Below are 26588 nucleotides of genomic sequence, written 5' to 3' on the forward strand. Positions count from 1 at the left end.
TCCATCCGTCTGCCTATTTCTCATTGGATAGCGGCCACCAATTCCTTAATAATCTCTTCTGGGGCCCCGTGGGCGGTATAGCCCGCAGCCGGTACATGACCGCCGCCGCCGAAGGTTAGCGCCACCGAAGAACAATCAATGCAAGAAGAACGCAAAGAAACCGCCCACACCTCCGGAGCTTGTTCCTTAAACACCACGCCGACGGTGGTTCCTTCAAGCGCGCGAACGAACTCCACTAGTGATTCGACAGCCGAATCGGAGTGCCCCTGGATATCTTCCAGCCGCGCGACGAGAATGCCTAGGGTGTGCTCCCCTGCTTCTTCGAGGCGCAAACCGGCCAATACCCTACCGATCATCTGAAGATCGTCCGGAGTGGTGGAATCTAAAAGGTCAGCTGCGATCTGCTTGGTATCAAGATTGTAGTGCATGAGGCGGGTGGCAATATCGTGCATAGCCGGCCTACCCCAGCGGAAGCTGCCAGTATCGGTCATCAAACCGGCATATAAGCAGTGCGCAATATGACGGTCAATCTGAATCTCCAGTGAATCCAGGATTCTCAGCAATACCACGGTGGTGGATTCACATTCAGTGTCCACCACATTGATGGCACCAAACCCTGGGTTAGAAGAATGATGGTCAATGCACAGAACCCGGCCCTGCTGGGCTAGCTGTTCAATCCGATCCGCAAAGAACCCCGTTCGGTCCAAAGAACCACAATCAACGGTGACGTAGAGGTCATAGCCTTCCGGCAGCTTACGACTAGTGGTGACGTCGTCGGCGGCAGGAATGGTGTAAAGGTTACGGGAAATTTCCCGCTCCTGGCCCACAACGGCGCACACGTCTTTGCCCCGTTGACGCAGCGCGAGCAGCAACGCCGCAGCAGAGCCGATGGCATCGGCATCCGGCCGCAGGTGCGTCACAATACAGATGCTATGAGCATCGTGCAAAGCGGCAACTGCCGGCTCGTATTGCTTCTTGGTCACTTAAGCCTCGTCTTCATCGGAGGTCTTATACGGGTTCGCATCCCCTGCCGGCTGGGCGTTTTCCTTCAGCTTTGCCAGTTCTTCATCGCGGGCGCGAGCACGGGCCAGAAGTTCTTCCATATGAGCAGAGGCCTCCGGAACGGTATCGACCTCGAAGGTTAGCGTCGGGGTAAACCGCACCGAGAGTTGATCGCCCACAATCTTGCGCAGCTGACCTTTAGCGCGCTTGAGGGCTTCTTCTGCTTGTGCGAAGTCTGGCTCGGAGTCGATGTCTTTTCCGCGCACGGTATAAAAAACGGTGGCATCGTGCAGATCGCCCGTCACTCGAGTATCCGTAATGGTCACCAACTCAAGGCGGCGATCCTTAATCTGGCGTTCGATGGCGCTTGCCACGATTTCCTGAATGCGCTTGGCCATGCGCGCTGCGCGTGCGTGATCGACCATGTGAACCTCCCAGCTCAAAAAGAATCTATCTCTAAAATTACCGCCAACCGGTAGAAGAAACCACCAGTTTAGTGCCGAATCGCGGACAATGAAAACCCGTGGCGGCAGCGCCTGTAGGCAGCGGCACCCACGGCGCCCTCAACTCACAGACGCAGAAATAGCACAAGGCCCGCTTCCCATCTCCCCGGGCCTTCCCTACTGTGTGCTGGCAGCACATGCAGTGGGGACGGCGGGAGCGGAAGCGGGCCTTGAGACGGCGACGTTTAGTCGCGCGGAACCTCGACCTCTTCGTAGGCCTGGATGATGTCGCCTACCTGAATATCCGGGTAAGAGAGCACCATACCGCACTCGTAGCCGGCCTTGATCTCGGTTGCGTCGTCCTTTTCGTGACGCAGAGACTCAATCTTGGCATCGGCAGTGATGACGTTGTTATCGCGCAGCAGGCGAACCTTGCCGTTGCGGACAACCTTGCCCTCGGTAACCATGCAGCCGGCGATGGTACCCACCGCGGAGGACTTGAACAGGGCGCGGATTTCGGCCGCACCGGTGTCGCGTTCCTCGTAAATCGGCTTGAGCATGCCCTTGAGCGCAGCCTCGACCTCTTCGATGGCCTTGTAGATGATCGTGTAGTAGCGAATATCCACGCCCTCTTGGGTGGCCATCTCGGTCGCCTTGCCTTCCGCACGGGTGTTGAAGGCAATAATGACGGCGTCGGAAGCCGCTGCAAGAGATACGTTGGTCTCGGTCACAGCACCAACACCACGGTCGATGATGTTGAGCTCAACTTCGTCCTCGGTCTTGATATCCAGCAGGGCATCTTCCAGTGCCTCGACGGAACCGGCGTTGTCGCCCTTGAGGATGAGGTTGAGGGTCGAAGTCTCCTGCAATACCTTGTCCAGATCCTCCAGGGAGACGCGCTTGCGCTGCTTGGCCTGCAGGGCAGAGCGCTTGCGAGCATCACGCTGGTTAGCAATCTGGCGGGCAACGCGGTCGTCTTCCACCACGAGCAGGTTATCGCCTGCACCCGGCACACCGGACAGACCCTGGACCTGTACCGGACGGGATGGGCCAGCCTCTTCGACATCTTCGCCAAACTCATCGAGCATGCGGCGGACACGACCGTGCGCATCACCGACGACGATGGAGTCACCCACATGCAAGGTACCGCGCTGAATGATGACCGTTGCCACCGGACCACGGCCGCGATCCAGGTGCGACTCAATGGCCACGCCCTGTGCGTCCATGTCTGGGTTAGCGGTCAGCTCCAAGGCGGCATCCGCGGTCAAGATGACCGACTCAAGCAATTGGTCAATGTTCTTGCCCTGCTTCGCGGAAATATCCACGAACATGGTGTCACCGCCGTACTCTTCCGGAACTAGGCCGTACTCGGTAAGCTGGCCACGGATCTTATCCGGCTGAGCTTCCGGCTTATCCACCTTGTTCACAGCCACGACGACCGGAATATCGGCAGCCTTGGCGTGGTTGATGGCCTCCACGGTCTGTGGCATAACGCCGTCATCGGCGGCAACCACGAGGATGGCCAAGTCGGTGGACTTAGCACCACGGGCACGCATGGCGGTAAAGGCCTCGTGGCCCGGGGTATCCAGGAAGGTGATGGTGCGCTCGCCGTCCACGTCCACCGTGGTTTGGTAGGCACCAATGCCCTGGGTAATGCCGCCTTCCTCGCGGGCGCCCTCGTTGGTCTTACGGATGGCGTCCAACAGGCGGGTCTTACCGTGGTCAACGTGACCCATAACGGAGACGACTGGAGGACGATTCTCCAGTGCTTCCTCGCCGCCTTCGTCCTCGCCGAACTTCAGGTCGAAGGACTCGAGCAGCTCGCGGTCCTCGTCCTCAGGGGAGACGACCTCAACGTTGTAGTTGATCTCGGAGCCAAGCAGCTGCAGCGTATCTTCCGATACGGAAGCGGTTGCCGTCACCATTTCACCGAGGTTGAACAGTGCCTGCACCAGTGCTGCTGGATCCGCGCCGATCTTCTCGGCGAAGTCAGACAGGGATGCGCCACGACGCAGGCGGACGGTCTGGCCCTTGCCATCTGGCAAGCGCACGCCGCCTACGACATGCTTTTGCTGCTCCTCGTACTCATGGCGCTTCTGACGCTTGGACTTCTTGCCCTTACGTGGAGCGCCACCTGGACGGCCGAATGCACCCGCGGTGCCGCCGCGACGTCCGCCGCGTCCGCCTCCGCGGAAACCACCTGGACGGCCACCACCTGGGCCACCGTGACCCGGACCGCCGCGACCGCCGCGACCGCGACCACCACGTCCACCGCCGCTCGGTGCCTTAGACGGCATCGACGCAGGGTTCGGGTGGGACGGCATCATGGCCGGGGATGGACGACGACCGCCGCCACCCTGGTTATTGCCACCCTGGCGGTTATTTCCGCCCTCGTTCTGGCCACCGCGCTTACCGCGGTTATCGCCTGGCTTATTGCCGCCACGCTGACCCTTGGAACCGCCTGGGCGGGGGCCCGGACGGTTGTCGCCGCCACCCGTGGAGAACGGGTTATTGGCTACGCGACGGGAACCGCCTGGCTTCGGCATTGGACGAGGCATGGAATTGCCTGGGGTCGGGCGCTCGCCCGACTTCTTGCCGCCAGTCTGGTCTGGCTTCGGTGCGCCCTGGCCAGGCTTCGGTGCAGCAGGCTTAGCACCAGGCTTCGGCGCCTGAGCACCCGGCTTCGGGGCAGCTGGCTTTGCGCCGGGCTTAGCAGCAGCACCCTGTCCCGGCTTCGTTGCACCTTGGCCAGGCTTCGGTGCAGCGGCCTTCGCGCCTGGTTTTGGCGCCTCTGCGCCTGGCTTGGGGGCAGCAGACTTCGCAACCGGCTTAGGGGCGCTCGCCTTTGCGGTGCTCTTAGCGGCGCCTTTGGCAGCCTTATTGTCTTGCTTCTTTTCGGCGGCGTCATCGCCGCCGGACTGTGCTTCATAATGAGCTCGCATCTTCTTAACCACCGGCGGTTCGATGGTGGAAGAAGCAGTCTTTACAAACTCACCCTGTTCTTTCAGGGTGGCGAGCAGTTCCTTGCTGGTTACTCCGAGCTGCTTTGCGAGCTCGTGAACACGTAGCTTTCCGGGCACTTGTCTCCTCTTGGTATCGACTAGGAGTCAAGGCCGCGGAAACTGGCCTGACCCCTAGTTAGGTGTGTAGGACTTTCATCGCTGATGCTTCATCGTTGTGCGCTCATCAGTGTTCGGTCTTCCTTTGTAACTCTGGTTCGTACGAATCCAACGCGGCGTATTCCGCGCTAGGTACCTGTCCGCTATGCGCTTCCAAGTACTGCCGTACCTGACCTGTGTCCACGGGTGCGGACGTGCGAAGCGCGCGCTTGAAGGCGCGTTTGCGCTCCGCTAGCTCGAGTGCAGAAAGAGTGGGGCTAATCCACGCCCCGCGGCCGGGAAGCCGGCGGTGTGGATCTGCTACCAGACGGCGGCCGTGCGGATCATCGTGGTCAATGACCACCCGTAGCAAGTCCGTATCTGGCAGGCGGCGGCGAGTAGCGATGCAGGTCCGGAGTCTTAGTCTCTCAGACATTCAACTCCTTACTTTTCGCGTCGCCAATATGCCCCAATCTGCAACTGGGCCGTTTACTAGCCTACGCTACAAAAGCGCAGATCCTTAATTAGCGTCAGCGTCCGAGTGAATATCGATCTTCCAACCGGTCAAACGGGCAGCTAGACGGGCATTCTGCCCCTCTTTACCAATAGCCAGGGACAGCTGGTAATCCGGTACCACCACGCGCGCGATTTGCGCCTCATTGTCTACAACGGTGACCTTGACCACCTTCGAGGGAGCCAATGCGTTGCCTACGTAGACCGTTGGATCCTCGCTGAAGTCAATGATGTCAATTTTCTCACCGCCGAGCTGGCGCATGATGTTGTTGACGCGCTGCCCGCGCGGTCCGATGCAGGCTCCCTTGGCGTTCAGGCCCTTGGCATGGCCCACAACGGCCACCTTGGAACGGTGGCCTGCCTCGCGGGCGATGGCAATCATTTCTACGGTGCCATCAGCAACTTCTGGAACTTCGAGCTCGAAAAGGCCACGCACCAGCTCCGGGTGGGTGCGGGAGAGATTGATCTGTACTTGGGCGCCGTTGCGGTTAACGCCTACGACATAGGCCTTAATGCGGTCACCATGCTCGAGCTTTTCTCCCGGAATCTGCTCGGCCGGCAGCAAGATGCCGTCTTGGGACTCCAGCTCAGAGCCCAGCTGGACCACGACGATGCCGCGGGCATTAGCGCGCGCATCGCGCTGGACGATGCCGCTGACAACGCGACCGGTAAGCTCCGAGTAGGAATCGTAGGTGCGCTCTGCCTCGGCCTCGCGCAGCTTGCGCAGGATGGCCTCGCGCACGGCCTGCGCGCCCACACGTCCAAAGTTTTCCGGGGTGTCATCATATTCGGTGGTTACTTCCCCAGTTTCTGGGTCGCGCTCCGAGACAATGACGCTGACCGCACCGGTGGTGGCGTCGATATCGACGCGGGACTTGGCGCCTTCTACCTTGCCGCCAGCATTAGACTCGCGGTAATCCAGGTAGGAATACAACAAGGCACCCGCAATCGCTTCCAGCAAGTCCTTTACGGGGACGTTGCGCTCGGACTCGATGGTACGAAGTGCCTGTAGATCAATATTCACTTGTCATTCCTCTCGGTTGCCGGTTAATTCTCGGCTTCTTCAAACGTCTTGCGCACTGCCTCTAACTCTTGTTCGGACGGCTGTGCAAACTCAATTTCTACCACTGCCCGGGCAATGTTTTCCAATCGTTCGGCGCGCGCCTGCACGTCCTTTTTGCTTGCCGTGATGAGGATTACGGCATCGGCGGCGTCGTTAAGCGCGCCAATGCGCGCCGAGTGAGTCTTGCCATCGCCAAGGTCAAAGGAGACTTTGCGCCCCCGATTGCGGCGCCAGTGGCGCGGGGCGGTTAACGGCAAGTCCACGCCGGGGGTGGAGACCTCCAAGGTATAGCCTGCGCCGAAGTTCAGCTCTCCTTGCGCTTCCTTGTCATCAAAGAAGGCAGAAATCTCGTTGGATACTTCCTCCAGCACATCGGAGCTAGGACGCTTATCGCCATCAATACGGATAATGACCTGGGATTTCTTTCCCGCCCTGGTGGTTTTAATGTCTTCTACGTCCAATCCCCGCTCAGCCAGTTTGGGTTGTAGGAGATCGGTCAATTGTTGTGCATCTGGGAAAGCCATGTGCACTAGCCTACGTGCTACGGGGTACAGTCTTTTGCGTGAACCGCCGACGAATAGCTTTAACCCTCGTAGCCACAACCGCCGCCCTGCCCGCCTTGGCTGGGTGCCAAGCGGTTGATTCCGTCGTCGACTATTTTGGCCCGCGGCCAGAAAGCAGGCTACTGGCGCTTGCCGACGCCGCCGCCACCGACGCCTTGTCCCTCAGCGGCGTCGATGACCATGCCGCAGAGCTGCGCAACTCCCAGGCGGACGCCCTTTATGCCGAAATTACACGGCTATGTGGCACGGATGATGCTGGCAATCCCCCACGCTCCTGCGAGGTAGAGCGTCCTACCGAGGCCAATCACGCCGCAGACTCTGGCGAAATTATGGAAAATGCCGCCTCCGCTACAACAGAGGCGGCCGATGAAGTCACCGTCGAATCGCGCACCCTAGTTACCGAGCAGGCCATCGCGCTCAATGCTTGGCTGCCTGGCGATGCCCCCGATATTCCCGAGCTTTCTCAACCGGAGCAAAAGAGCGCTGCTGATCTCTTGAGTTGGGAGTATGAGCAGGTATACGGCCTAGATTTCGCCCGCGCCTACGTTGGCCCCGAACACGAGGACAAGGTGGATCATCGCCTAGCCGTTCATCATCGCCGCATCGACGCCCTCCAGGACGCACTAGCCCGCTACGGCAACACGCCGCAGCCGGAGCCGGCCTATACCTCCGGAGAGCAAGAACTGCCCCACGATGCTGCTTCCGCCCTGGCCTTTATCGATGGCCTTGCCGACCACGACGGCCGCAAGTGGTCCGCGGCCGCTACGGGTGCAGCGCAAGAAGAGTCCCCAGATCAGGAATGGGTTACTTGGCTCATTGGCATCGCGGCGGAGTCCCACGGCATGCGCTAGACCACAGCCGCCCCCAGCCAGCCCCACCTGTCCATCCCCTGGCAATGGGCCAGCGAAATGACAGCTACCTCTACGGCCCTATGCATTGCCTCGGTTCCTCTAGCGTGCGTAGGTTGGGTCACCATGAGCTTGCAGGAGATTCCGCAAGCTAAACAGACACAAAGAGAAGGAGTTTCCTCTCAATGCGTTCTAAGAAGACCATGTTGACCGTATCCGCCGCAGCACTCGGCCTTGCTGGCTTGGCCGCGCCTGCCGCTACCGCCGCACCGGCTAGCGCCTGGGACCAGGTAGCCGCCTGCGAGTCCGGCGGCGATTGGCACATCAATACCGGAAATGGTTACCAGGGCGGCCTGCAGTTTAACCCGCAGACCTGGGCCGCCAATGGCGGCACCCAGTACGCCGCAACCGCTGACCAGGCAACCCGCGAGCAGCAGATTGCCGTGGCCGAAAGCGTCCTAGCCACCCAGGGTGCTGGCGCCTGGCCCAACTGCGGCGGTCCCGTCGCCGGCTAGTTTCTAGCCTCGGCATTTAACACGAAGCCGGCCTCCTCCCTTACTCCGCGGGGTTTCGCGGGATGGGGAGGAGGCCGGCTTTATGTGCTTCATCTAAATGGCTAACATGCAGCCATGGTGACTTTAGGCCTCGTGCTTGGCGATATTCCAGGCATACATCATCAACAGCACTTGTAGCGGCTGGCGGATAATGTGGTAGATCTTCTTTGGCCACCCTGCCTTACGCTCAATCCAAGCGTGGTACATATTAGCCGGCCACACCGCAGCAAAGAGTGCGAGTGCGGAAGCACCGCCGAAGCCGCGGGTGGCGCGGCGGCGAAGCAAAGCACCGGTGGCAATCTCCCACAGACCCGAAGCAAAGTTATAGAAGCGCGCAGGGCCTGGCAGTTGCGGCGGAACAATGGATTCGAAAGTCTTCGCCTTCACAAAGTGCAGTACGCCCATTGCTGAAAGCACGGTGGAAAGCCCATTCTTTTGAAAGTTCATGCCTTCCACGGTACCCCGCCGCGCAGAGGTTGGTCTTATTTAACCACGCACGAGCTCGAGGATCTTGTCCACGATGTCCTCGGCTGGAACCTCGAGGGTCTCACCACCGCGGATGCGCAACTCGATTTTCCCTTCCTTGAAGGCACGGCCCAAGATGGCCACGAAGGGCATGCCAAGGAGCTCTGCATCCTTGAACTTCACACCTGGGGAGACCTTTGGACGGTCATCGAAAAGCACCTCGAGCCCCTTGGCAGAGAGCTCCTCTACCAGCTTGTCGCCGGCCTCCATGGCGGCGGCGTCCTTATTGGCCACGGCTACGTGTACCTGGTAAGGAGCGACGGCAACCGGCCAATTGAGGCCCTTGTCGTCATGGCGCTGCTCGGCCAGGACGGCCAGCATGCGGGTAATACCAATGCCATAGGACCCCATGGTAGGAACGGCACGCTTGCCGTTCTCATCCAAGATTTGCACGTCAAAGGCCTCGGTGTATTTGCGGCCCAGCTGGAAGATATGGCCGAGCTCAATGCCGCGCTCCAAGGTCAAGGTGCCTTGGTTATCAGGAGCCAGGTCTCCTTCTTTAACCTCTGCGGCCTCAATGAACTCATCCACGGTGAAATCGCGGCCGGCCACGCAGCCAACCACGTGGCGCTCGCTCGCATCGGCGCCGGTAATCCACGCCGTACCCTTGACCACGCGCGGATCGGCCAAGACCTTAATGCCATTGGCGTTCAAGGCGCGCGGGCCAACATAACCCTTGACCAAGAAGGCATTGTCAGCAAAGTCCTTGTCCCCGGCCAACTCAAACTCCACCGGCTCGAGTGCGGCCTCAAGGCGCTTTTCATCCAGCTCGCGATCGCCAGGGATGAGAACGGCCGCCAACTCCGACTCGCGCTCTTCGCTCTCCGCGGCCGGGTGGAAAAGCTTGACCATCATGCACTTGAGGGTATCTGCAGCGGTGGCCTCGCGGCCGTCGACAGTAATGCCTGCGCCCTGGGCCCATTCGACCAGCTTCTCAATGGTCTCTGCTCTCGGGGTGTCATACTCCTGTGCCTCTGGCTGGCCCTCAATATCCTTCTCCGCCGGTGCTGGGGTCACCACGGCCTCGACGTTGGCTGCGTAGTCACCCTCGGTGGAACGCACAAAAGTATCCTCTCCCACCTCAGAGACGGCGAGGAATTCCTCGGAGGCAGAGCCTCCCATGGCACCAGAGGTGGCCTTACAGATGGCGTAGTCAATCTCTAGACGGTTGAAGATATTCTGATACGCCTTGCGGTGGCGGCCGTAGGACTCGTCCAAGCCCTCATCGGTCATGTCGAAGGAGTAGGAATCCTTCATCGTGAATTCGCGGCCACGCAGCACACCAGCGCGAGGGCGCTCCTCATCGCGGTACTTGGTCTGAATCTGGTACAGCGTGACCGGAAAATCCTTATAGGAGGAATACATATCCTTGACCGCGCTGGCAAACATTTCCTCGTGGGTAGGTCCAAGCAGCATATCTGCGTTCTTGCGGTCCTTCAGGCGGAAGAGGTTATCGCCGTATTCCACCCAGCGGTTGGTCTTTTCATAAGGCTCGCGCGGCAGCAGGGCAGGAAATAGCATTTCCTGGCCGCCAATGGCGTCCATTTCCTGACGGACTACATCTTCAATCTTGCGCAGGGTGCGCAGCCCTAACGGCAGCCAGGTATAAACGCCCGGCGCGACGCGGCGTACATAACCGGCGCGTACGAGCAGCTTGTGGCTAGGAACCTCGGCATCGGCGGGGTCCTCACGAAGGGTACGGAGAAATAGTTCAGAAAGGCGGGTAATCATGCACCAAAATATACCCCGCTACCCTGTATATATGCTCATTATCCTCCCTCCTTCAGAAACTAAAGCTCATGGCGGTACGGGACAGCCCCTTGACTTCAGCCAGCTGTCCTTTCCGCAATTGCATGCCACCCGGCAAGAAATTGCTGCTGAACTGCAGTCTCTTCCGGTAGACGAGGCCATGGAGGTACTCAAGCTTTCGGAAAAGCTGCGCGGTGAGGCCGAATCCAACCAGGGGCTTTTCACCACCCCCACCATGCCAGCCGTGTTGCGCTATACCGGCGTGCTTTTTGATGCCTTGGATGCCCCTTCCCTGCCCACGTGGGATCGCCTTGCTATTGGCGACGCCCTCTTTGGAGTCCTCCGCGCCAGCGACCCCATTCCGCATTACCGGCTTTCGGGAGGCTCGAAGCTAGGCGGCCGCACCATGAAGTCACGCTGGGGCACACAGATCACGCAGGCGCTCGAGGGGGTAGACGAGCTTCTTGTGGATCTGCGCTCGGGCACCTACCAGCAGCTCGGCCGCGTAAAGGATGCGGTAACGGTACGGGTGGAAAGCGTGCAGGACGATGGATCGCGCAAGGTGGTCAGCCACTTCAATAAGCACTACAAGGGCCTTTTAGCCCGCGAGTTAGCGCTCTCGCCTGCTGACGCCTATTGCGCCGCCGACGTTGCCGCCATTGCGCGCGCCGCGGGTATGACAGTTGAGGAGCCGGGGCCTGGGTCGAGTGAGCTCACGCTCGTCGTCAAGCGCTAAGCCCACCGCAAACTACTCAGCACAGCTTGCCTAACGCAGCTGTGGGTTATACAGCAGGCTGTTGCGCTGTACCGAACATTCGGTAGCCACGCGGACCGAGCGGGCAACATGCCCGGACTCGCGCAGGGGATAAAGCTGGCTTACTACCCTATCGCGCAGATCCCAGGGCGAGATGGTGTTGAGGTAAATTTTGGTTCCGCCTTCGAATCCGGCAAGGGTGGAAATGCGGAGCTTGATGAGGATGCGCCATGGCTGAGCGACGTCGACGTCGGCAGGCTTGTGGTGCCACTCCTCATTGCAGGGCACCTCGCGGCCTACTGCGGCGTGGGCGGCATGAACAAGGTCGCTCATGGCGCGGATTTCCTCTTCTGACTGCCGCCACGGCTCACAGGTCGCCGACTTGGAGTAGACCTCCAAGGTGGGATAGCGGTGCCCAAAGCCGGCGAAGAGAACGGCATGGTCATTTTCCGCGACGATGAGGTTGCGGCTAGCGGCATAGTCCACCGCCCACTCGTTGTACATGTTCATATTGCTGCGCAGCATCTGTACCTCCCGGTGGGAAGCCATGCCGCGGTCATCGATGGCAACGAGTTGCTTGTGCAAGTGCTCAAAGGAGGCGCCGGCTGGCTGCAGCCAGTTTTGGAAGGCCACCACATAGGGAGCGTAGCGGTTGCGCTCGTAGAGATCCCGCATGGCATCGATAGTCAGCTGCATAAAAAGCAGGTGCTCTTCGGCACTTAGGGTGCCGGAAGATACCACGTGCGAATCATCCTGTGCACCGCGCTCAAAATGGCGGCCGGCCACGATGACGTCGTGGCCTCCTGCGAAGAAGCCCGCCGCCTGTTCTATAAGTTCCTCTTCGCTTGCCTCAGGCAGGTGCGCCGCCTTCCGCTTCGTGCGCACGATATTGAGCACATGTTCCCGGCCGGCAGGATCGGCAAGATAGTTGTCCATGCGCTGTCGGGTCTCAGCATCCATGTCGAAGCCGTAGTTGGCGTGCCAGTAGTCATAGGAGACGATTTCAAACAGATTGGGGATGCGACGAAAGGCCGGCACGGTGTGGCTGTATTCGCTCAAAGGTAATCCACGCACAATCCCGCCGGAAGGCAGGATGCGAGCCTTTTCCGGCGGGGTATCAGTCATGCGACCTGAGCAAAAGGCGCAGCGGTGGGTGAAGTCTTCTTCGTGCAAGGGCTGCGGGTTAGCCACCGGTGTGGACAAGGGGCGGTTGCCCCGGCCCGGCACGGTCCACACCTCGGTCCCGGAGAACGGGTTGACCTGCTTGACCGTGCCATCCCGCATGGTCTGGATGGGTTCTATGCGGGCAAAAAGTGCATCACTCATGCCCACCAGCGTAGTTATTTCTGGGCACTATTTGGCGACGGACCGGCGGCGGGATACCACGCATGCACCCCCGACGCAGACCGCGAGCATCACGCCGAGAATCAATGCGCACACACCGCGGGAATGGTCCAAGCCGCCTAACTCGCTGCCAAGGACCAAGGTTTGCATATTGACAAATGGCATGACGTTCAAGATGGATTGAGCCCACGAGGTATTGAAGGCGATAAGTGCCGTTTCTACCACGAAGAATTCCACTACCAAGATCATCGCAGCGAAGGTGCCACTGCGCAGCAAATATGCCAGCCCCATAGCAAGTAAGGTGAAACCGGTCCATTCAACATAAGCCAGCACAATCTGGTTGCAATCCGGCCATTGGGTGAAGCTAGCAAAGTTAATATCGCCGCCGAATGCCGCAATCAGCAGGGCGCCCACGGCCATGCCAAATGTTGCTGCGAGCAAGAGTGCTACCAGGATGACTGCAAATTGGCTGAGCACTATACCAACACGGCGGTTGGAAGAAAGATAAGACCATGCAACGGTTCCTTTTCCTAAGTCACCGCCGACCATCATCGCGGATGCGAAAATCATGACTACAACAGCGAGTTCACTAGCAATAGCTATATCGCTAGATTGAAATTTGCCATCCACGCTGCCATTAAAGTCATAGCCCCAAGCCATGAGCACGCCGCCGGCGGCGATACCGAGTGCCACGATGGCGAGGTAGACCCAGGTAGAGCGCAGGGAAAAGAGTTTGCGGGATTCTGAAACCACAGTATTCATAGAAATCTGTCCTTAAGGTTGGGTTGTGCGTTTAGGCAGAGCGGTAGGCCACGTGGTCGGCTGTCGCGCCGAGGTAGGCCTCTTCCAGGGATGGCTGCTTGCGTTCCAAGCTGGAGATGAGGATGCGGTTATCCAGGCAGATTCGGCCAATGTCAGAGCCTTCTAGGCCGCGCACGCGCAGGATCTCACCGTCAAAGGAGGTCTCCGCATCGGTGCCGTGCAACAGGCGCAGGAGCTCATCGGGCTGGTCCACAATCACTTCGAGGCTTGCGCCTCCCGTGCCGTTGACAAACTCCTCCACGGTGCCCTCACCCAGCAGCTTGCCTTTGCCGATGACCACGAGGCGGTCTGCGGTGAGCTGCATTTCCGAAAGCAGGTGGGAGGAAACCAGCACGGAGCAACCAGCCTCAGCAAATTCGCGGATACGGGCACGCATCCAGTGCACACCTTCGGGGTCGAGGCCGTTGACGGGTTCGTCAAGAAGCAAGTGCTTCGGCTCGCCGATGAGCGCACAAGCAAGGCCCAGGCGCTGCTTCATGCCTAGCGAATAGCCGCCCACTCGCTTGGTGGCTACCTGGGTAAGGCCAACGCGGTCCAGGGTGTCATCCACGTGGTTCATGGACACGCCCTGCAACGCGGCCATGTAGCCCAGGTGAGCACGGGCGCTGCGGCCCGGGTGGAACCAGTTGGCGTCCAACAAGGTGCCCACCGTGGTAGCGGGATTGGACAGCCCGCGGAAGGGCGTGCCATCAAAAGTCGCGGTCCCGGAAGTCGGATTCTCCAACCCCACGCACATGCGCATGGTGGTGGATTTGCCAGAACCATTCGGTCCGAGGAAACCGGTGACTTGGCCGTCTGGGACCTCAAAGGAGAGGTCATCTACTGCTTTAAAGGAACGGAAATTCTTGGAAAGGTGTGAAACTTTGAGCATGGTTTCCATCGTGCCGCCTGACCAGCACGAAGTAACCATCCTCGAGAGTGATTTAGCAGGTCATACCTAGGGATGAGACAGCAGCTCCTCCACCGAAACCACGCCATGAGTAAGGGCGTAGAGCACAGCATGCACGCGGTCGCGCGAGCCGGTTTTCGTCAAGATATGGCGTACATGGGTCTTGACCGTGGCCATGGAGACGAACTCGCACTCCGCGATTTCGGTATTCGAATACCCCAGTGCAATCAGCTTGAGGACGTCCAGCTCGCGTGGCGTGAGATCTTCGGCTGGAGGGGCGGTAGCTGCTGTCGCAACGGAGGTGGCATGTGAATCGGGCTGTGCTGCAGACTGCTCGCTGCGTAGTTGCTGCAGCACCTGGGCAGTAATGCGCGGTGATAGGACGGCCTCGCCGGAATGTACGGTACGAATAGCGGCGAGGAGTTCCTCCGGTTCGACGTCTTTGAGCAGGAATCCGGAGGCCCCAGCGGAAATTGCTCCGTGGACAAAATTCTGGTCATCGAAGGTGGTTAACATAATGACCTGGGTGTCCGGGAATTCCGGCAGCAGCCTTTCTGTGGCGGCGATGCCATTAACGCGGGCCATCTGGACATCCATGAGCACAATATCGGCAGGTTGCGCGCGGGCGAGGTCGAGGACTTCATCGCCATCGGATGCCTGCCAGGCAACGTCCAAATCCTCTTGGGAGCCAAGGAGCATGGCGAACCCGGCGCGCACGAGGGGCTGATCATCGACTAGGCCGATACGGATGGGGCCAGCGGGCGCACCTGTTGGCTGCTCAGGGTTAGTCATTGGGTACCTCCACGGTAATAAAGAAGTGTCCATCCTCGGTGCGGGTAGCAACGCTGCCACCATAGGCCTTGACACGCTCGCTCATTCCAATAAGTCCGTAGCCGGGCTTGTGAGTATCCGGCATGCGTGCGGCCGGGTTATTGGCGCTCAATACTAAGCCGTTTCCAGTAGAGCGGAAGCGCAGTACTCCCCTTTTATCGCGCGAATGCTTGATCATATTGGTCAAAATTTCTTGCACCACGCGGTAGACGGTGAACTGGTATAGCTCGTCACTTTCGGTCGGCAGATCCTCCAGCCCGTGCACAGTGATATCGAAACCGGTCCGGCGCGCTTCCGAAATAAGTCCTGCAATATCGCTTGCACCAGGCGCCTTGGTATCGGCGCGGGAATCACCATCTCGCAGCACGGAGAGCAAACCGCGCATCTGCTTGAGGGAATCGCGGGAGGTAGAGGCGATGGTTTCCAAGGCTTCTGTGGCCGCTGCAGGATTTTTGGCAGCGGCGAACCGGGCGCCGTCGGCAAGAGCGATAACGCCCGCTAAATTATGCGCCACAATGTCATGCATCTCGCGAGCAATGCGGTTGCGCTCTACCGCGCCAGCCATCTCCGCACGTTCAACCAGCAGCTGCTGGTCCTCACGCTTTTTACGGTCATTGGTGCCAAGCAAGTAGAAAAAGCCCATAACCGGCCACGCGAAGATAACGACGGAGGCTAAGGACGTTAGGGGCTCAATCTCTGCCCCCTCGAGCCCAAAATCAATATCACTAAAGATCAGATTGCCAAAGTGCTGCGCCCACACAGAGAAAAGGGTGCCTACGCCTATCCAGGCGATCCATACACGGCGCAAGCGTTTCGGGGAATGCGCTCCAATGAGAAAGACGCAATACGCCAAGGGAAAAGCATGGACGTTACTCAACGCGGCCAGTGGAGTAAAAAGGCACAAGGTAAAAACTATGGCGAGTGCGCCTATTGCCTTCTCCTTTAATTTAGGATGCAGCCACAACGCCAATGGGACAACCGTGCCATAAAGAACAAGGACGCCCTTGTGATAAAAGGAATTCCTGTCCATCACATCGGAAGCATAAGGAAAGGCAGATATCCAGAAGAATAATGGAATAATAATTCTCCACGGCGGGCCTACCCAGGCACGAACCGCATCCGGCCATAGCTTCTTCATGGCTTTCTAGGCTAGCGCAGGCTCTAGGCCATAGTCCTCATCCCTAGGGCTGACTAGACTGGCGGGCATGCAGCACGAGTTCTTTGAGGTTGATGTTTTTGCCACGGGTGCCTTTAACGGTAATGCCTTGGCGGTGGTTGCGGGCGCCGATAGCCTAAGTACCGAGCAGATGCAGGCAATCGCGAACTGGACTAACTTTTCTGAGACCACTTTCCTGTTAGAGCCCAGTGACGCCCGCGCCGACTACCGCGTGCGCATTTTCACCCCCTATGAAGAGTTTGATTTTGCTGGCCATCCAACCTTGGGCAGCGCTGCCGCGTGGCGGGCGCTGGGCAACAAGCCGGGGACGGAGGGACGTATCGTCCAGGAGTGCGGCGCGGGGTTGGTGACCGTCCGCGAAGAGGGCGAAGTCTTGTCCTTTGCTACCCCGCCGCTGCGCCGCGAAGAACCGCTAAGCCCAGCGGATCTGAAGGAGGCCTGCGGTGGGCTGGGGCTAGATGGGTCGGATATTGTGGACCATGGCTGGGTGGACAATGGCCCGGGCTGGCGCCTACTCCAATTACGCGATGCCGAGGCGGTGCGTGCGGTTAAGCCCCAGGGCAAGCGCCCCAAGGTCGGCGTTGTGGGCCTTAATCCCAACGCCGCAGAGAGCGAGCCGGCCTACGAGGTGCGGGCCTTTACCACCCAATTCGAAGACCCAGTCACCGGTTCTTTCAATGGCGGCGCCGCACAGTTTATGCGCTCGCGCAACTTGGTGCCGGCACGCTATACCGCAACACAAGGCAGCCAAATAGGCCGGGCGGGCGAAGTATTTATCAACGATGACGGCACGGATATTTGGGTGGGCGGTCGCGCCCAGATTCGCGTGCGCGGAGCACTGGAGGTTTAGATGCAGCTCCATCACGATTTTGCCCAGAAGCTTCCCCACTTGGTTCGCCCCACCGAGGGTGAGGAGCAGCCGAACCCAGAGATGGTCATCTTAAACGAGGAACTCGCCATGGAGTTAGGACTCGACCCGGACTGGCTGCGCTCCTCCGAGGGCATGGATTTCCTTACCGGCCGCGCGGGCGGCCACGCCATGGCCTATTCCGGCTTCCAATTCGGTGCGTTTAACCCGCAGATGGGAGACGGCCGAGCCATGCTTTTGGGCGAGGTGGATAAGGACGGGCGGCTATGGGATCTCCATGCCAAGGGAACTGGACTTACTCCCTTTTCCCGCCTCGGGTCCGATGGCCGCGGAACGCTGTCTTCCATGCTGCGCGAGTACCTAGTCTCTGAGGCTATGCATGCCTTGGGTGTTCCCACCACCCGGGCGCTGGCGGTTATCTCCACCGGACGGCCCATTCAGCGCGGGCACGTGCAACCGGCCGGGATTGTGGTACGCGTGGCAGCCAGCCATATCCGCGTCGGCACCTTTCACCTAGCCGCGCAGACGGATTACACCCGGCAGTTGGCCGACTATGCCATTGCGCGCCACTGCCCTGGCGCGGACTACCAGGAATTTTTCACCCAGGTGATGGATGCGCAGATCCGCACAGTGTCCCGCTGGATGCGCTTGGGCTTTATCCACGGCGTGATGAATACGGATAACACCACCATCTCTGGCGAAACCATTGACTATGGCCCCTGCGCCTTCATGGAGGCCTATTCGCCCGCGACGGTCTTTTCCAGCATCGATAGGCAAGGCCGTTATGCCTTTGGCAATCAACCTTCCATCCTGGGATGGAACCTGGCCCGCTTGGCGGAATCCCTCCTGCCGCTTTTTGATATAGACATGAATAAGGCCATGGACTTTGCCCAAGAATCCATCAACGGCTTTACCGAGCGCTTTGAGGACCAGCACAGGGAAGATTTAGCAAAGGCTTTGGATACCTCTCAAGAAGTCGCTTCTTCTTATGCGGCTGCCATGCAGCTCAACGGCCCAGATATCACGCTGGCTCACCGCGCTCTTGCCGACGCCGCCGCCGGTCACCCCACCCACGCCCGCGAGCTCTTTGCTGAGGGAGACTTCTTGGACGACTACCTTGCGTCCTCTCCCGATCCTTCCCGTGTTGATAGGGCCATGCCGCGGGTCATCCCGCGCAACCTCGCCGTAGAATCCGCGCTGGATGCTGCCGAACGCGGGGAGTTGGGCCCGTATCAGGAGCTTCTCCACGCGGTCACCCACCCGTGGGAGCCCAATCCAACGTTCGAATCGCCGGATCCTAATGGTCTCGAGGGCTACCTCACCTACTGCGGCACCTAATCCCCACCTTGCCCAAAGCGCACGAAACCCCTGCACCACAACGGCAGCGGTGCAGGGGCTAACGAGACAGAAGCCGGCTTTAGCGGTCCAGCTTCAGGGTCTTCTGGGTGTACTCCCACATCTCGTCGTACAGCTTCTCATCGTTGCGCAGCTTGACGCCATAAGACGGAACCATCTCGCGGATCTTGTCTGCCCAATCAATCATGCGCTCGCCGAAGCAACGCTCCAGCAGCTCCAGCATGACGGCCGGGGCAATGGATGCACCCGGGGAAGCGCCGAGCAGGCCGGCGATATTGCCCTCCTGGTTATTCACCAAGGTGGTGCCAAACTCGAGGGAGCCGAACTGCGGAGCACCAGCAGGCTTAATCACCTGGACGCGCTGGCCAGCGATAACGGTCTCCCAGTCGCTTTCCTTTGCTTCCGGTACGTACTCGCGCAGGGCCTCCACACGGTCCGAGAAGCTCTTGCGCACCTCATCCACCAGGTACTTGGTCAGGCCGAACTCCTGCACGGCAACGCCGAGGTAAGAGGTGATGTTGTCTGGGCGGATGGACTTGAACAGGTCCAGGTAGGTGCCCTTCTTCAGGAACTTCGGGCTCCAACCACCGTAAGGACCGAAAAGCAGGCCCTTCTCGCCGTCGATAACGCGGGTATCCAGGTGCGGCACGGACATTGGCGGGGCGCCCACAGCGGCCTTGCCGTAGACCTTTGCCTGGTGCTGCTCAATAAGTTCAGGGTTCTTGGAACGCAGCCACAGACCGGATACTGGGAAGCCTGCGTAACCGGCAACTTCCTTCACCTTTGCCTTGCGCAGCAGGTCCAGGGCGTAACCGCCGGCACCAACGAAGACGAACTTTGCCTTAACTACAGTGATGTCACCGGTGTGCTTGTTCTTGGAGTACACCTTCCACGCGGAGCCATCACGCTTGATATCGATGACTTCATGTCCGTAGCGGATCTCGGTGCCGGAGGCCTTAGCTGCGGTCAGGAATTGCTTGGTCAGCGCGCCAAAGTTGACGTCAGTACCAGCGTCGGTCCAGGAAATGGCCACCTTATTGGAGAAGTCACGGCCCTTCGCCATCAGCGGCAGCTTCTCAGCAAAGTCGGAATCATCTGCGGAGAACTGCATGCCCGGGAACATGTGCTTCTCGCTCAGCACATCATAGCGGCGCTTGAGGTAATCTACCTGGATTTCACCCTGTGCGAAGGACACGTGCGGAACCGGGTTAATGAATTCGCTCGGGTCGGTGAGAATACCGTTGTTGAGCTGGTGGGACCAGAACTGGCGAGACTTCTGGAACTTCTCGTTGATGCCCAGAGCCTTGGAGATATCAATGCGGCCATTCTTCTCCGGGGTGTAGTTCAGCTCGCACAGCGCGGAGTGACCGGTACCGGCGTTATTCCATGGGGAGGAGGACTCCAATGCGGGGCCATCGAGGCGCTCAAAGACCATCTGAGTCCAGCTGGGCTCCAACTCGCGGAGCATAGCACCCAGGGTGGCGCTCATGATGCCAGCACCGATAAGTGCTACATCGACCTCGTCTACAACCTGTGCTGTCTTCTTAGCGGAGGACACTGTGTTATTACCTCTTCGAATTGAAAATAGATATCCATCGGCGCGGTCTACGCCTTGATTTTTAGCGCTTAGCGCCCCGCGCCACCATCGCTGCACTATGACAACCTGGTAGTGCGTCACGCATTAAGGCCTTACTCTACGCTTTTCTCATCCAATTTGGGATTCCTCCCCCAGACCAGTGACAACAATGTGGGAATTTCTGCCCCCAGTATTTAACCCCCACCGGCAGCACCATAAATTCTTAATTGCACCTAGAATCGAGGCATGGTTACACACTCTCCGGTATGGGGCCCAGACAAACTTGGCCCTGACTATGAAGCTGCCACCATTGACTTAGGCGCGGACCCCGATGGCGAGGGCGACGTGGTCACCACGCTGGTGCACTACGCGCCGAAGCAGGCGGAAGGTACTGCACGTCAGTCAGCCACCCCGTCACGCCCGGCGCTGGTGTGGCTACACGGCATGACCGATTATTTCTTCCACACCCACGTAGCGGAGCACTTTGCCGCCAAGGGTTATGACTTTTATGCCATCGATCTGCGCAAGTGCGGCCGCTCGCGCCGCTCGGGCCAGTCGTGGCACTATGTATCGGATTTGGCGTTCTATTTCGCTGACCTCACCGCCGCACTCGATGCCATCCCCAATGATGAGGTCGTCTTCATCGCCCACTCCACCGGTGGCTTGATCGCCCCGCTGTGGATGGATCATCTGCGCCGAACCGACCAAGAACGCCACCAGCGCTTAGCGGGCCTCATCCTTAATAGTCCATGGCTCGACATGATGGGCGTGCCTGGCCAGATTCTCACCCCCCTCAAGCCGTTGCTCTATGCGCTAGGCCGCATAGCGCCCATGACTCCCCTGCCCGGTGGCAACCTCACCGCCTATGGCGAGTCCGTACACAAGGATTTCTACGGCGACTGGGATTTTGATCTTCGCTTCAAGCCATTGGCCGGCCATAAGAAATATGTCGGCTGGATAGCCGCGGTGTTCCATGGCTTTGATGCTATCCACAGCGGCCGCGTTGATGCCGGCGTCCCCATCTTGACGCTGCAGTCCACCCGAACCCTATTGGGTCAGCCGTACTCCGACGGCGTGAACCACGCGGATGTCATCATCGACGTTGCGCAAACGCGACGCTGGGCAAAGGAACTCAGTGCTCACTACACCTTGCATCCCATCAAGGGTGCTAGGCACGATGTGTTCCTATCGCTTCCGGACCCGCTCCAAGAAGCTTTTGATACCTGTGATAAGTGGCTGCCCACCGTCCTCGATACTCCACAATCCACTCAGTAATTTAGTCCCTATATATAAGGAATAAACGTGACTACTTCACACCAGTCCCACACGCCCGCTGCCGAGGAACATTTCGACCTCATCATCATCGGCACCGGCTCCGGAAACTCCATCCCTAGCCCGGATTTTGACGACCAGAAAATCGCCATCATTGAAGAGGGCACCTTCGGCGGCACCTGTCTCAACGTAGGCTGCATTCCCACCAAGATGTATGTCTATGCCGCCGATATTGCCCTAGCGGCGCGCGAGGCCGGCCGTCTAGGCCTAGATGCTCAGGTCAATAGCGTGGATTGGGATTCCATCGTGGACCGGGTCTTTACCAACCGCATTGACCAAATTGCCAAGGGCGGCGAGCAGTACCGCCGCGGTGAGGAAACGCCAAATATCACCGTGTACGACGAGCACGCACGTTTTGTCGGTCCGAAGACCATTCAGACCGGCGAACATGTCATCAGCGGCGACCAGATCGTCATTGCCGCCGGCTCCCGTCCGGTGATTCCGGAGGTCTATGCCAACTCGGGCGTGAAGTACTACACCAATGAAGACATCATGCGCATGGACCACCAGCCAGAAAGCCTCATTGTGGTAGGCGGTGGCTATATCGCCATGGAGTTTGCCCATGTCTTTGACGGCCTCGGCACCAAGGTGACCGTGGTCAATCGCTCCGAGACCTTGCTGCGCCACTTGGATGATGACGTGTCCAGCCGCTTCAACCAGATTGCTCGCGATCGCTTCGACGTGTGCATAGCCAATGGCACCAAGCTCGAAAAGACCGGCAATGGAGTGCGGTTGGAGCTCGACAATGGTGGGTCCGTGGAAGCAGAAGCGATTCTCGTTGCAACCGGGCGCACCCCAAACGGCGATCAGATGGATCTGGACAAGGCAGGCATTGAGCTGCTTGCCGACGCCCGCGTAAGCACCGACGAGTTCGGCCGCACCACCGCCGAGGGCGTTTGGGCGCTTGGCGACGTCTCCTCGCCGTACATGCTCAAGCACGTTGCTAATGCCGAGACCCGCGCCGTGCAGCACAACATGCTCCACCCAGAGGATCTCCGCCCACTTCCCCACGACAATGTCCCCGCTGCGATCTTTACCCATCCACAAATCGCCACAGTGGGCCTAACTGAGAAGCAGGCGCGCCAGAAGGGCTTCGACGTCACCGTCAAGGTACAGAACTTTGGCGACGTTGCCTACGGCTGGGCTATGGAAGATCACACAGGCATCTGCAAGCTAGTAGCAGACCGCTCCACTGGGCAGCTTCTCGGCGCTCACCTCATGGGTCCGCAGGCCTCTACCCTAATCCAGCAATTGATTACCGCGATGGCCTACAAGTTGGACATGCGGGAGTTCACTCGCAACCAATATTGGATCCACCCTGCGCTGCCCGAAGTAGTGGAAAATGCCCTTTTGGGACTGGAGTGGAATAAGTGAACCGTTACGTAAGCTTTCTCATATTCTTCCAGTTTCTTCCCAGGTTTTAGGTCGTTTTTCACTTCACACCAAGGAAGCCCCATTCACAATTACAGGCAATTCACCACCACAAAGGGGCCCAAATTAATCTAATCGCTGAAATTCCAGTCTTTGACGCGCAAAAGGACGGGAGTTTTACTAAATTCACTCGAAATACCGGCCCAAGCCGATAGGCACGCGTCATCGCTTTTACTAATTCTGCCAGATTCTCAATTGCATTTTGGTTCCCCCACTGCAAAACATTGCTAATACCCTTAAAGGTAGTTTTGAAATATCCAACCTTGATATAGCTACCGCAGTCGCCCTCGCATTCGGCGACACCGTCATTGTCTCCGCTGACTTGACCGATTGACCCAAGTAGAGCAGATCATTTGGAGCGGGCTAACCGTTTCAAGACAGAAAAGGCAGCAAAACCCAATCCGGGCAACTGCTCCCCTTCCCTGTAATCTAGGGTTTACAATTAGATCGACGGCAATGAGCAGTTAAAGGCGTTGGCGTCATTGGCTCCTCCAAGGACTTTTCCGCGATCCTGCGTGGGCAAATGGTCTTCCAGGGCCAGCGCCATACAGGGATCAGCGCTCTGCGTAATGGCAAGATCAGCCCAGTTTTTCGGCCACTCTAAGTTGTCAAGGACTTCAATGCTGGCGACTTCGAGTGCACGTCTTCGTCCTCTAAAATCGGCTCAACAGTTAGCGAAAGACTCGCAAGTGACCGGCAACTGCCACCTGCACCAAGTGGATAGCGAGTCGTGTTCTACGCCCGGTTCTTCTCGGCCAAAACTCCACACTTCGAAGATGTGACCGGTGATTATAACTTCGCCATAACAACGGATCTATCCACAAGTTCTGGGCATAATCCTCCGCTAATTGCTGGCGACATGTTGGGGCTAGAAAGCTAAGGCTTACACGCGGTTGCCTTCTTAGAAGGAGACCCTTTTACTATGCGCCTGTTCACTACTTAGGACGGGTTGGTTTCCACAAGGCGCCGGCAAGCATACGCAAGGCCGACTCCACCTCCCTGCCAAGGGCCGTGTGGAGGCAGCCTTTGTTAAATAGTTTTAGTCCTCGTCGGGGATGGTGAGAATTTCGTTGCCATCCTCGGTAATGACAAGGGTGTGCTCAAACTGGGCGGTGAACTTGCCGTCGGTGTTTTGGACCGTCCAGTCATCATCCCAAATTTCATAGTCCAAGGAGCCTAGGTTAATCATCGGCTCAACAGTCAGGGTCATACCAGGCTCAAGGATGTCGCGGTACACCGTCGAGTCATGGTGTAGGACCACAAGACCGTTGTGGAAGGTTGGGCCGACTCCGTGGCCGGTGAAATCGCGCACGACGTTGTAGCCGAAGCGCTTGGCATAAGACTCAATAACGCGGCCGATGACGTTAATCTCACGGCCGGGCTTTGCGGCCTTAATACCGCGCATGGTGGCCTCCTTGGTGCGCTCTACCAGCAGGCGGTGTTCCTCGGAAACATTACCGGCGAGGAAGGTGGCGTTATTATCGCCGTGGACGCCATTCTTATAAGCGGTGATATCGATATTGACGATGTCGCCATCCTCAATCACGGTGGTATCCGGGATGCCGTGGCAAACAATCTCATTGAGGGAAACACAGCTGGATTTGGGGAAGCCGCGGTAGCCTAGCGTAGACGGGTAAGCGCCGTGGTCACACATGTACTCGTGCGCGACGCGGTCTACATAATCGGTAGTTACGCCCGGCTGCACGGCCTTGCCTGCCTCCTTGAGGGCGTTGGCTGCAATCTTGCAGGCCTCACGCATCTTCTCAATGACCTCTGGGGACTGGACGTAGGGCTCGCCTACGGCCTCCTGCACCTCGTCCTTCCACACGTACTCTGGGCGCTCGATGCTCTCCGGCACGGTAAGGATCGGAGTGGGCTTGCCTGGCTTTAGCTTTCCTCGGTTACTCATGGTTTCCCATGGTAGTCCTCCACGCCCATAATGCAGCAGCCGGGGTCACGAGGACAGGCGGGGTTTCTACCCTTCGGCCGGCGGAGCCGCACCCTCGTGCGGTCCGGACCGGTAGTCATCGACCTTCTGCAAAAAGTTGCTAGTGATATTGACCGAGACATCGGAGCCGCCACCCAAGACCACGAGGGTGGCAAAGGCAATATCGTCTTCCTCGCGGTAGCCGGTAAACCAAGCGTGCGAACCCTCGTTAATCTCGGCCTCACCGGTCTTGCCGTAAATCGTGCCACCCGCTGCCATGCTGCGGGCAGTACCGTTGGTGACTACTTGGCGCATCATGCCGCGGACGTTATCTAGCACGGGCTTCGAAATCTGCTGCGGCTTATCGGAGGCTTTGGTTTCGTGGCCTTCGATAAGCGTGGGCGTAGGCGTCTTGCCATTGGCAACCGTTGCGGAGACAAGCGCCATGCCGAAAGGGCTAGCCAAGTCGTAACCCTGTCCATAGCCAGCTTCAGTGCGCTCCAGTGCTTCTTTGCCCTCCGGAATGGAACCGGTAATGGTAGTAAGGCCTGGGATATCGTATTCCACTCCGAAGCCGAACTTCTTTCCCATGTCTTTCAACTCACCAGGCTTAAGCTTGGTGGAGATATCCGCGAAAGTAGTGTTGCACGATTGTGCAAAGGCTTGGCTGAGCGGAACGCTGCCTAGGGTGAAGGCATTATAGTTGGTCACCACGCGGCCAAAGATGTCCATGGTGCCCGGGCACGGCACGATGGAATCGGTATTAAGGCCCTGGTTTTCTACACCCGCCGCGGCAGTGAGAATCTTGAACACTGAGCCGGGTGGGTACTGGCCTTGGAGGGCTACGTCGCCGTCCTCATCGGCCTTCTCGGTTTGGGCGACGGCCAAAATATCGCCATTAGAAGGCCGGATGGCTACGAGCATAGCTTGCGAATCCGAGCGCTCGTTTACCGCTTCTTGTGCGGCGCGCTGCACGTCGTAATCAAGGCCCACCTTAATCGACGGCGCAGCATTAGGCGCATGCTTCTCGACGTCCGAAAGCGCCGCACCATTCTCATTGACCACGGAGATGGACCAGCCAGTTTGACCATCGACCTCGTCTTGGACCGCAGAGCGCACGCGCGACATAAGATCGGGGGCTAACCCGCGGTCGCGGGTAACCAAGGCTGGTTCCTCGTTAAGGCGCACGCCGTCCATGCCCTCCACCTTCGGGCGCACCGCCTTGGCTTGGTCCTCCGTGAACATAGTTACGGAGTAAGAACCGTCTGCATCCTCCAATTTCTTGGTCAAATCCTTGGCATCAATCTCTGCAATTGAATCATCCTGGCGATGGGCCGCTGCCAACGCGCCGCTAATCTTTGACGCGGTAGGGCGCACATCCTCCAAGGAACTGGTATCTACCACCAGCCGGTAGTTCAGCCCCGGGCTCATCAATTCCACTCCGTTGGAAGAAACCACGCTGGCACGCTTTGCTTCCAATGCGCGCAGCTCTAGGTGCTGATTTGCTCCCAGATCGGGGTGGATAAGGCTTGGCTTCCACCGCACCGTCCACTCATCCTCAGTCTTGGTCAGCGTCATCTGCGTGTCATAGCTCAAGGTACGATCCTTAGGCAGATCCCAGGTGACCTTGTAGTTCGCCGTGGCGAGGTTCTCATCTTGGTCCACGCCTTCAAGCTCAATGTCGAGCCCCTCGGCCTGCAGGCCGGAGTAGGTGGCATCGAGGGCGGAGGTGGCGTCGGAGGGGGCATCGGTAAGCGCGGCTAAGCCGTCATTATTGCGGGATTCCATCCCCTGAAGGAATTCTTCCGCGACCGGTTCCGCAGAAACCGGCTTCGGTGTACAGGCAACCACGCTGGTGGAGGCGAGCGTGATAGTTGCAACCAGCGCGACCAACTTCTTCATGTCTTGGCACTCTAGCAGCGC

At 58.7% G+C, this 26588-nt stretch carries 23 protein-coding genes; 7 read left to right on the plus strand and 16 right to left on the minus strand.

The window, feature by feature from the left end; translation table 11 throughout:
* Nucleotides 1-20: 20 nt before the first annotated feature.
* The 6 genes from QP934_RS04085 to rimP form a co-directional block, all read right to left on the minus strand.
* Nucleotides 21-983, minus strand: coding sequence for a DHH family phosphoesterase (locus tag QP934_RS04085; protein ID WP_419126868.1), 963 nt, complete (start codon nt 981-983; stop codon nt 21-23).
* A complete protein-coding gene (rbfA, locus tag QP934_RS04090; protein WP_239194447.1) occupies nt 984-1427 on the minus strand; it encodes a 30S ribosome-binding factor RbfA in 444 nt (147 codons plus the stop codon).
* Between the two features lie 263 nt (nt 1428-1690).
* A complete protein-coding gene (gene infB / locus QP934_RS04095; protein ID WP_419126869.1) occupies nt 1691-4525 on the minus strand; it encodes a translation initiation factor IF-2 in 2835 nt (944 codons plus the stop codon).
* 106 nt (nt 4526-4631) lie between these two features.
* Complete coding sequence (locus tag QP934_RS04100) at nt 4632-4979, minus strand: YlxR family protein (RefSeq protein ID WP_419126870.1); 348 nt, start codon at nt 4977-4979, stop codon at nt 4632-4634.
* Between the two features lie 84 nt (nt 4980-5063).
* A complete protein-coding gene (nusA, locus tag QP934_RS04105; RefSeq protein ID WP_198491606.1) occupies nt 5064-6080 on the minus strand; it encodes a transcription termination factor NusA in 1017 nt (338 codons plus the stop codon).
* Nucleotides 6081-6103: 23 nt separating this feature from the next.
* The gene (gene rimP / locus QP934_RS04110) at nt 6104-6643 is read right to left on the minus strand and encodes a ribosome maturation factor RimP (protein WP_340418793.1); all 540 of its coding nucleotides are present in this window, start codon (nt 6641-6643) and stop codon (nt 6104-6106) included.
* 38 nt (nt 6644-6681) lie between these two features.
* Here rimP and QP934_RS04115 point away from each other — a divergent pair, with 38 nt between their 5' ends.
* Nucleotides 6682-7533, plus strand: a complete 852-nt coding sequence (locus QP934_RS04115; RefSeq protein ID WP_419126871.1) for a DUF4439 domain-containing protein — start codon at nt 6682-6684, stop codon at nt 7531-7533.
* Between the two features lie 182 nt (nt 7534-7715).
* Nucleotides 7716-8045 (plus strand): transglycosylase family protein, encoded by a 330-nt coding sequence (locus QP934_RS04120; RefSeq protein ID WP_198491609.1) that lies wholly within the window; start codon nt 7716-7718, stop codon nt 8043-8045.
* Nucleotides 8046-8168: 123 nt separating this feature from the next.
* Here the strand turns inward: QP934_RS04120 and QP934_RS04125 are convergent, their stop codons facing one another.
* Both QP934_RS04125 and QP934_RS04130 read right to left on the minus strand, forming a co-directional pair.
* On the minus strand, nt 8169-8531 hold the full coding sequence (locus QP934_RS04125) for a hypothetical protein (RefSeq protein ID WP_284836258.1): 363 nt from the start codon (nt 8529-8531) through the stop codon (nt 8169-8171).
* A gap of 39 nt (nt 8532-8570) precedes the next feature.
* Nucleotides 8571-10340 carry a proline--tRNA ligase gene (locus QP934_RS04130; RefSeq protein WP_419126872.1) on the minus strand — a complete coding sequence of 590 codons (1770 nt, stop codon included), beginning with the start codon at nt 10338-10340 and terminating at the stop codon, nt 8571-8573.
* A gap of 31 nt (nt 10341-10371) precedes the next feature.
* Between QP934_RS04130 and yaaA the strand changes: the two genes are divergently transcribed.
* Nucleotides 10372-11094 carry a peroxide stress protein YaaA gene (yaaA, locus tag QP934_RS04135; RefSeq protein ID WP_198491612.1) on the plus strand — a complete coding sequence of 241 codons (723 nt, stop codon included), beginning with the start codon at nt 10372-10374 and terminating at the stop codon, nt 11092-11094.
* Nucleotides 11095-11124: 30 nt separating this feature from the next.
* Here yaaA and QP934_RS04140 read toward each other — a convergent pair whose 3' ends face one another.
* From QP934_RS04140 to QP934_RS04160, 5 genes are all read right to left on the minus strand, one after another.
* Nucleotides 11125-12438, minus strand: coding sequence for a DUF4921 family protein (locus QP934_RS04140; protein WP_269953077.1), 1314 nt, complete (start codon nt 12436-12438; stop codon nt 11125-11127).
* A 27-nt stretch (nt 12439-12465) separates the two neighbouring features.
* Entirely contained in the window at nt 12466-13218 is a 753-nt protein-coding gene (locus QP934_RS04145) for an ABC transporter permease (RefSeq protein WP_419126873.1), read from the minus strand.
* Between the two features lie 31 nt (nt 13219-13249).
* Nucleotides 13250-14149: an ABC transporter ATP-binding protein gene (locus tag QP934_RS04150; RefSeq protein ID WP_337887384.1), complete on the minus strand. Its 900-nt coding sequence runs from the start codon at nt 14147-14149 to the stop codon at nt 13250-13252.
* A 66-nt stretch (nt 14150-14215) separates the two neighbouring features.
* Nucleotides 14216-14959, minus strand: a complete 744-nt coding sequence (locus QP934_RS04155) for a response regulator (protein WP_419126874.1) — start codon at nt 14957-14959, stop codon at nt 14216-14218.
* The gene (locus QP934_RS04160) at nt 14952-16136 is read right to left on the minus strand and encodes a sensor histidine kinase (protein ID WP_419126875.1); all 1185 of its coding nucleotides are present in this window, start codon (nt 16134-16136) and stop codon (nt 14952-14954) included. Before QP934_RS04160 ends, QP934_RS04155 begins: the two co-directional genes overlap by 8 nt.
* A gap of 67 nt (nt 16137-16203) precedes the next feature.
* Between QP934_RS04160 and QP934_RS04165 the strand changes: the two genes are divergently transcribed.
* Nucleotides 16204-17025 carry a PhzF family phenazine biosynthesis protein gene (locus QP934_RS04165; protein ID WP_419126876.1) on the plus strand — a complete coding sequence of 274 codons (822 nt, stop codon included), beginning with the start codon at nt 16204-16206 and terminating at the stop codon, nt 17023-17025.
* Nucleotides 17026-18381 (plus strand): protein adenylyltransferase SelO, encoded by a 1356-nt coding sequence (locus QP934_RS04170; RefSeq protein WP_340418787.1) that lies wholly within the window; start codon nt 17026-17028, stop codon nt 18379-18381.
* Between the two features lie 79 nt (nt 18382-18460).
* On the opposite strand, the gene mqo is transcribed toward QP934_RS04170, so the two are convergent.
* Nucleotides 18461-19957: a malate dehydrogenase (quinone) gene (mqo, locus tag QP934_RS04175; protein ID WP_049377461.1), complete on the minus strand. Its 1497-nt coding sequence runs from the start codon at nt 19955-19957 to the stop codon at nt 18461-18463.
* A gap of 264 nt (nt 19958-20221) precedes the next feature.
* Here mqo and QP934_RS04180 point away from each other — a divergent pair, with 264 nt between their 5' ends.
* Nucleotides 20222-21250, plus strand: a complete 1029-nt coding sequence (locus QP934_RS04180) for an alpha/beta hydrolase (RefSeq protein WP_419126877.1) — start codon at nt 20222-20224, stop codon at nt 21248-21250.
* A gap of 27 nt (nt 21251-21277) precedes the next feature.
* A complete protein-coding gene (gene mtr, locus QP934_RS04185) occupies nt 21278-22681 on the plus strand; it encodes a mycothione reductase (RefSeq protein ID WP_419126878.1) in 1404 nt (467 codons plus the stop codon).
* Nucleotides 22682-23777: 1096 nt separating this feature from the next.
* Here mtr and map read toward each other — a convergent pair.
* Entirely contained in the window at nt 23778-24647 is an 870-nt protein-coding gene (map, locus tag QP934_RS04190; protein ID WP_005325202.1) for a type I methionyl aminopeptidase, read from the minus strand.
* Nucleotides 24648-24713: 66 nt separating this feature from the next.
* Complete coding sequence (locus QP934_RS04195; RefSeq protein ID WP_337887377.1) at nt 24714-26567, minus strand: penicillin-binding transpeptidase domain-containing protein; 1854 nt, start codon at nt 26565-26567, stop codon at nt 24714-24716.
* Nucleotides 26568-26588 lie beyond the last annotated feature (21 nt).

It is taken from the genome of Corynebacterium sp. MSK122 (assembly GCF_030229435.2).
Classification (GTDB): domain Bacteria; phylum Actinomycetota; class Actinomycetes; order Mycobacteriales; family Mycobacteriaceae; genus Corynebacterium; species Corynebacterium marquesiae.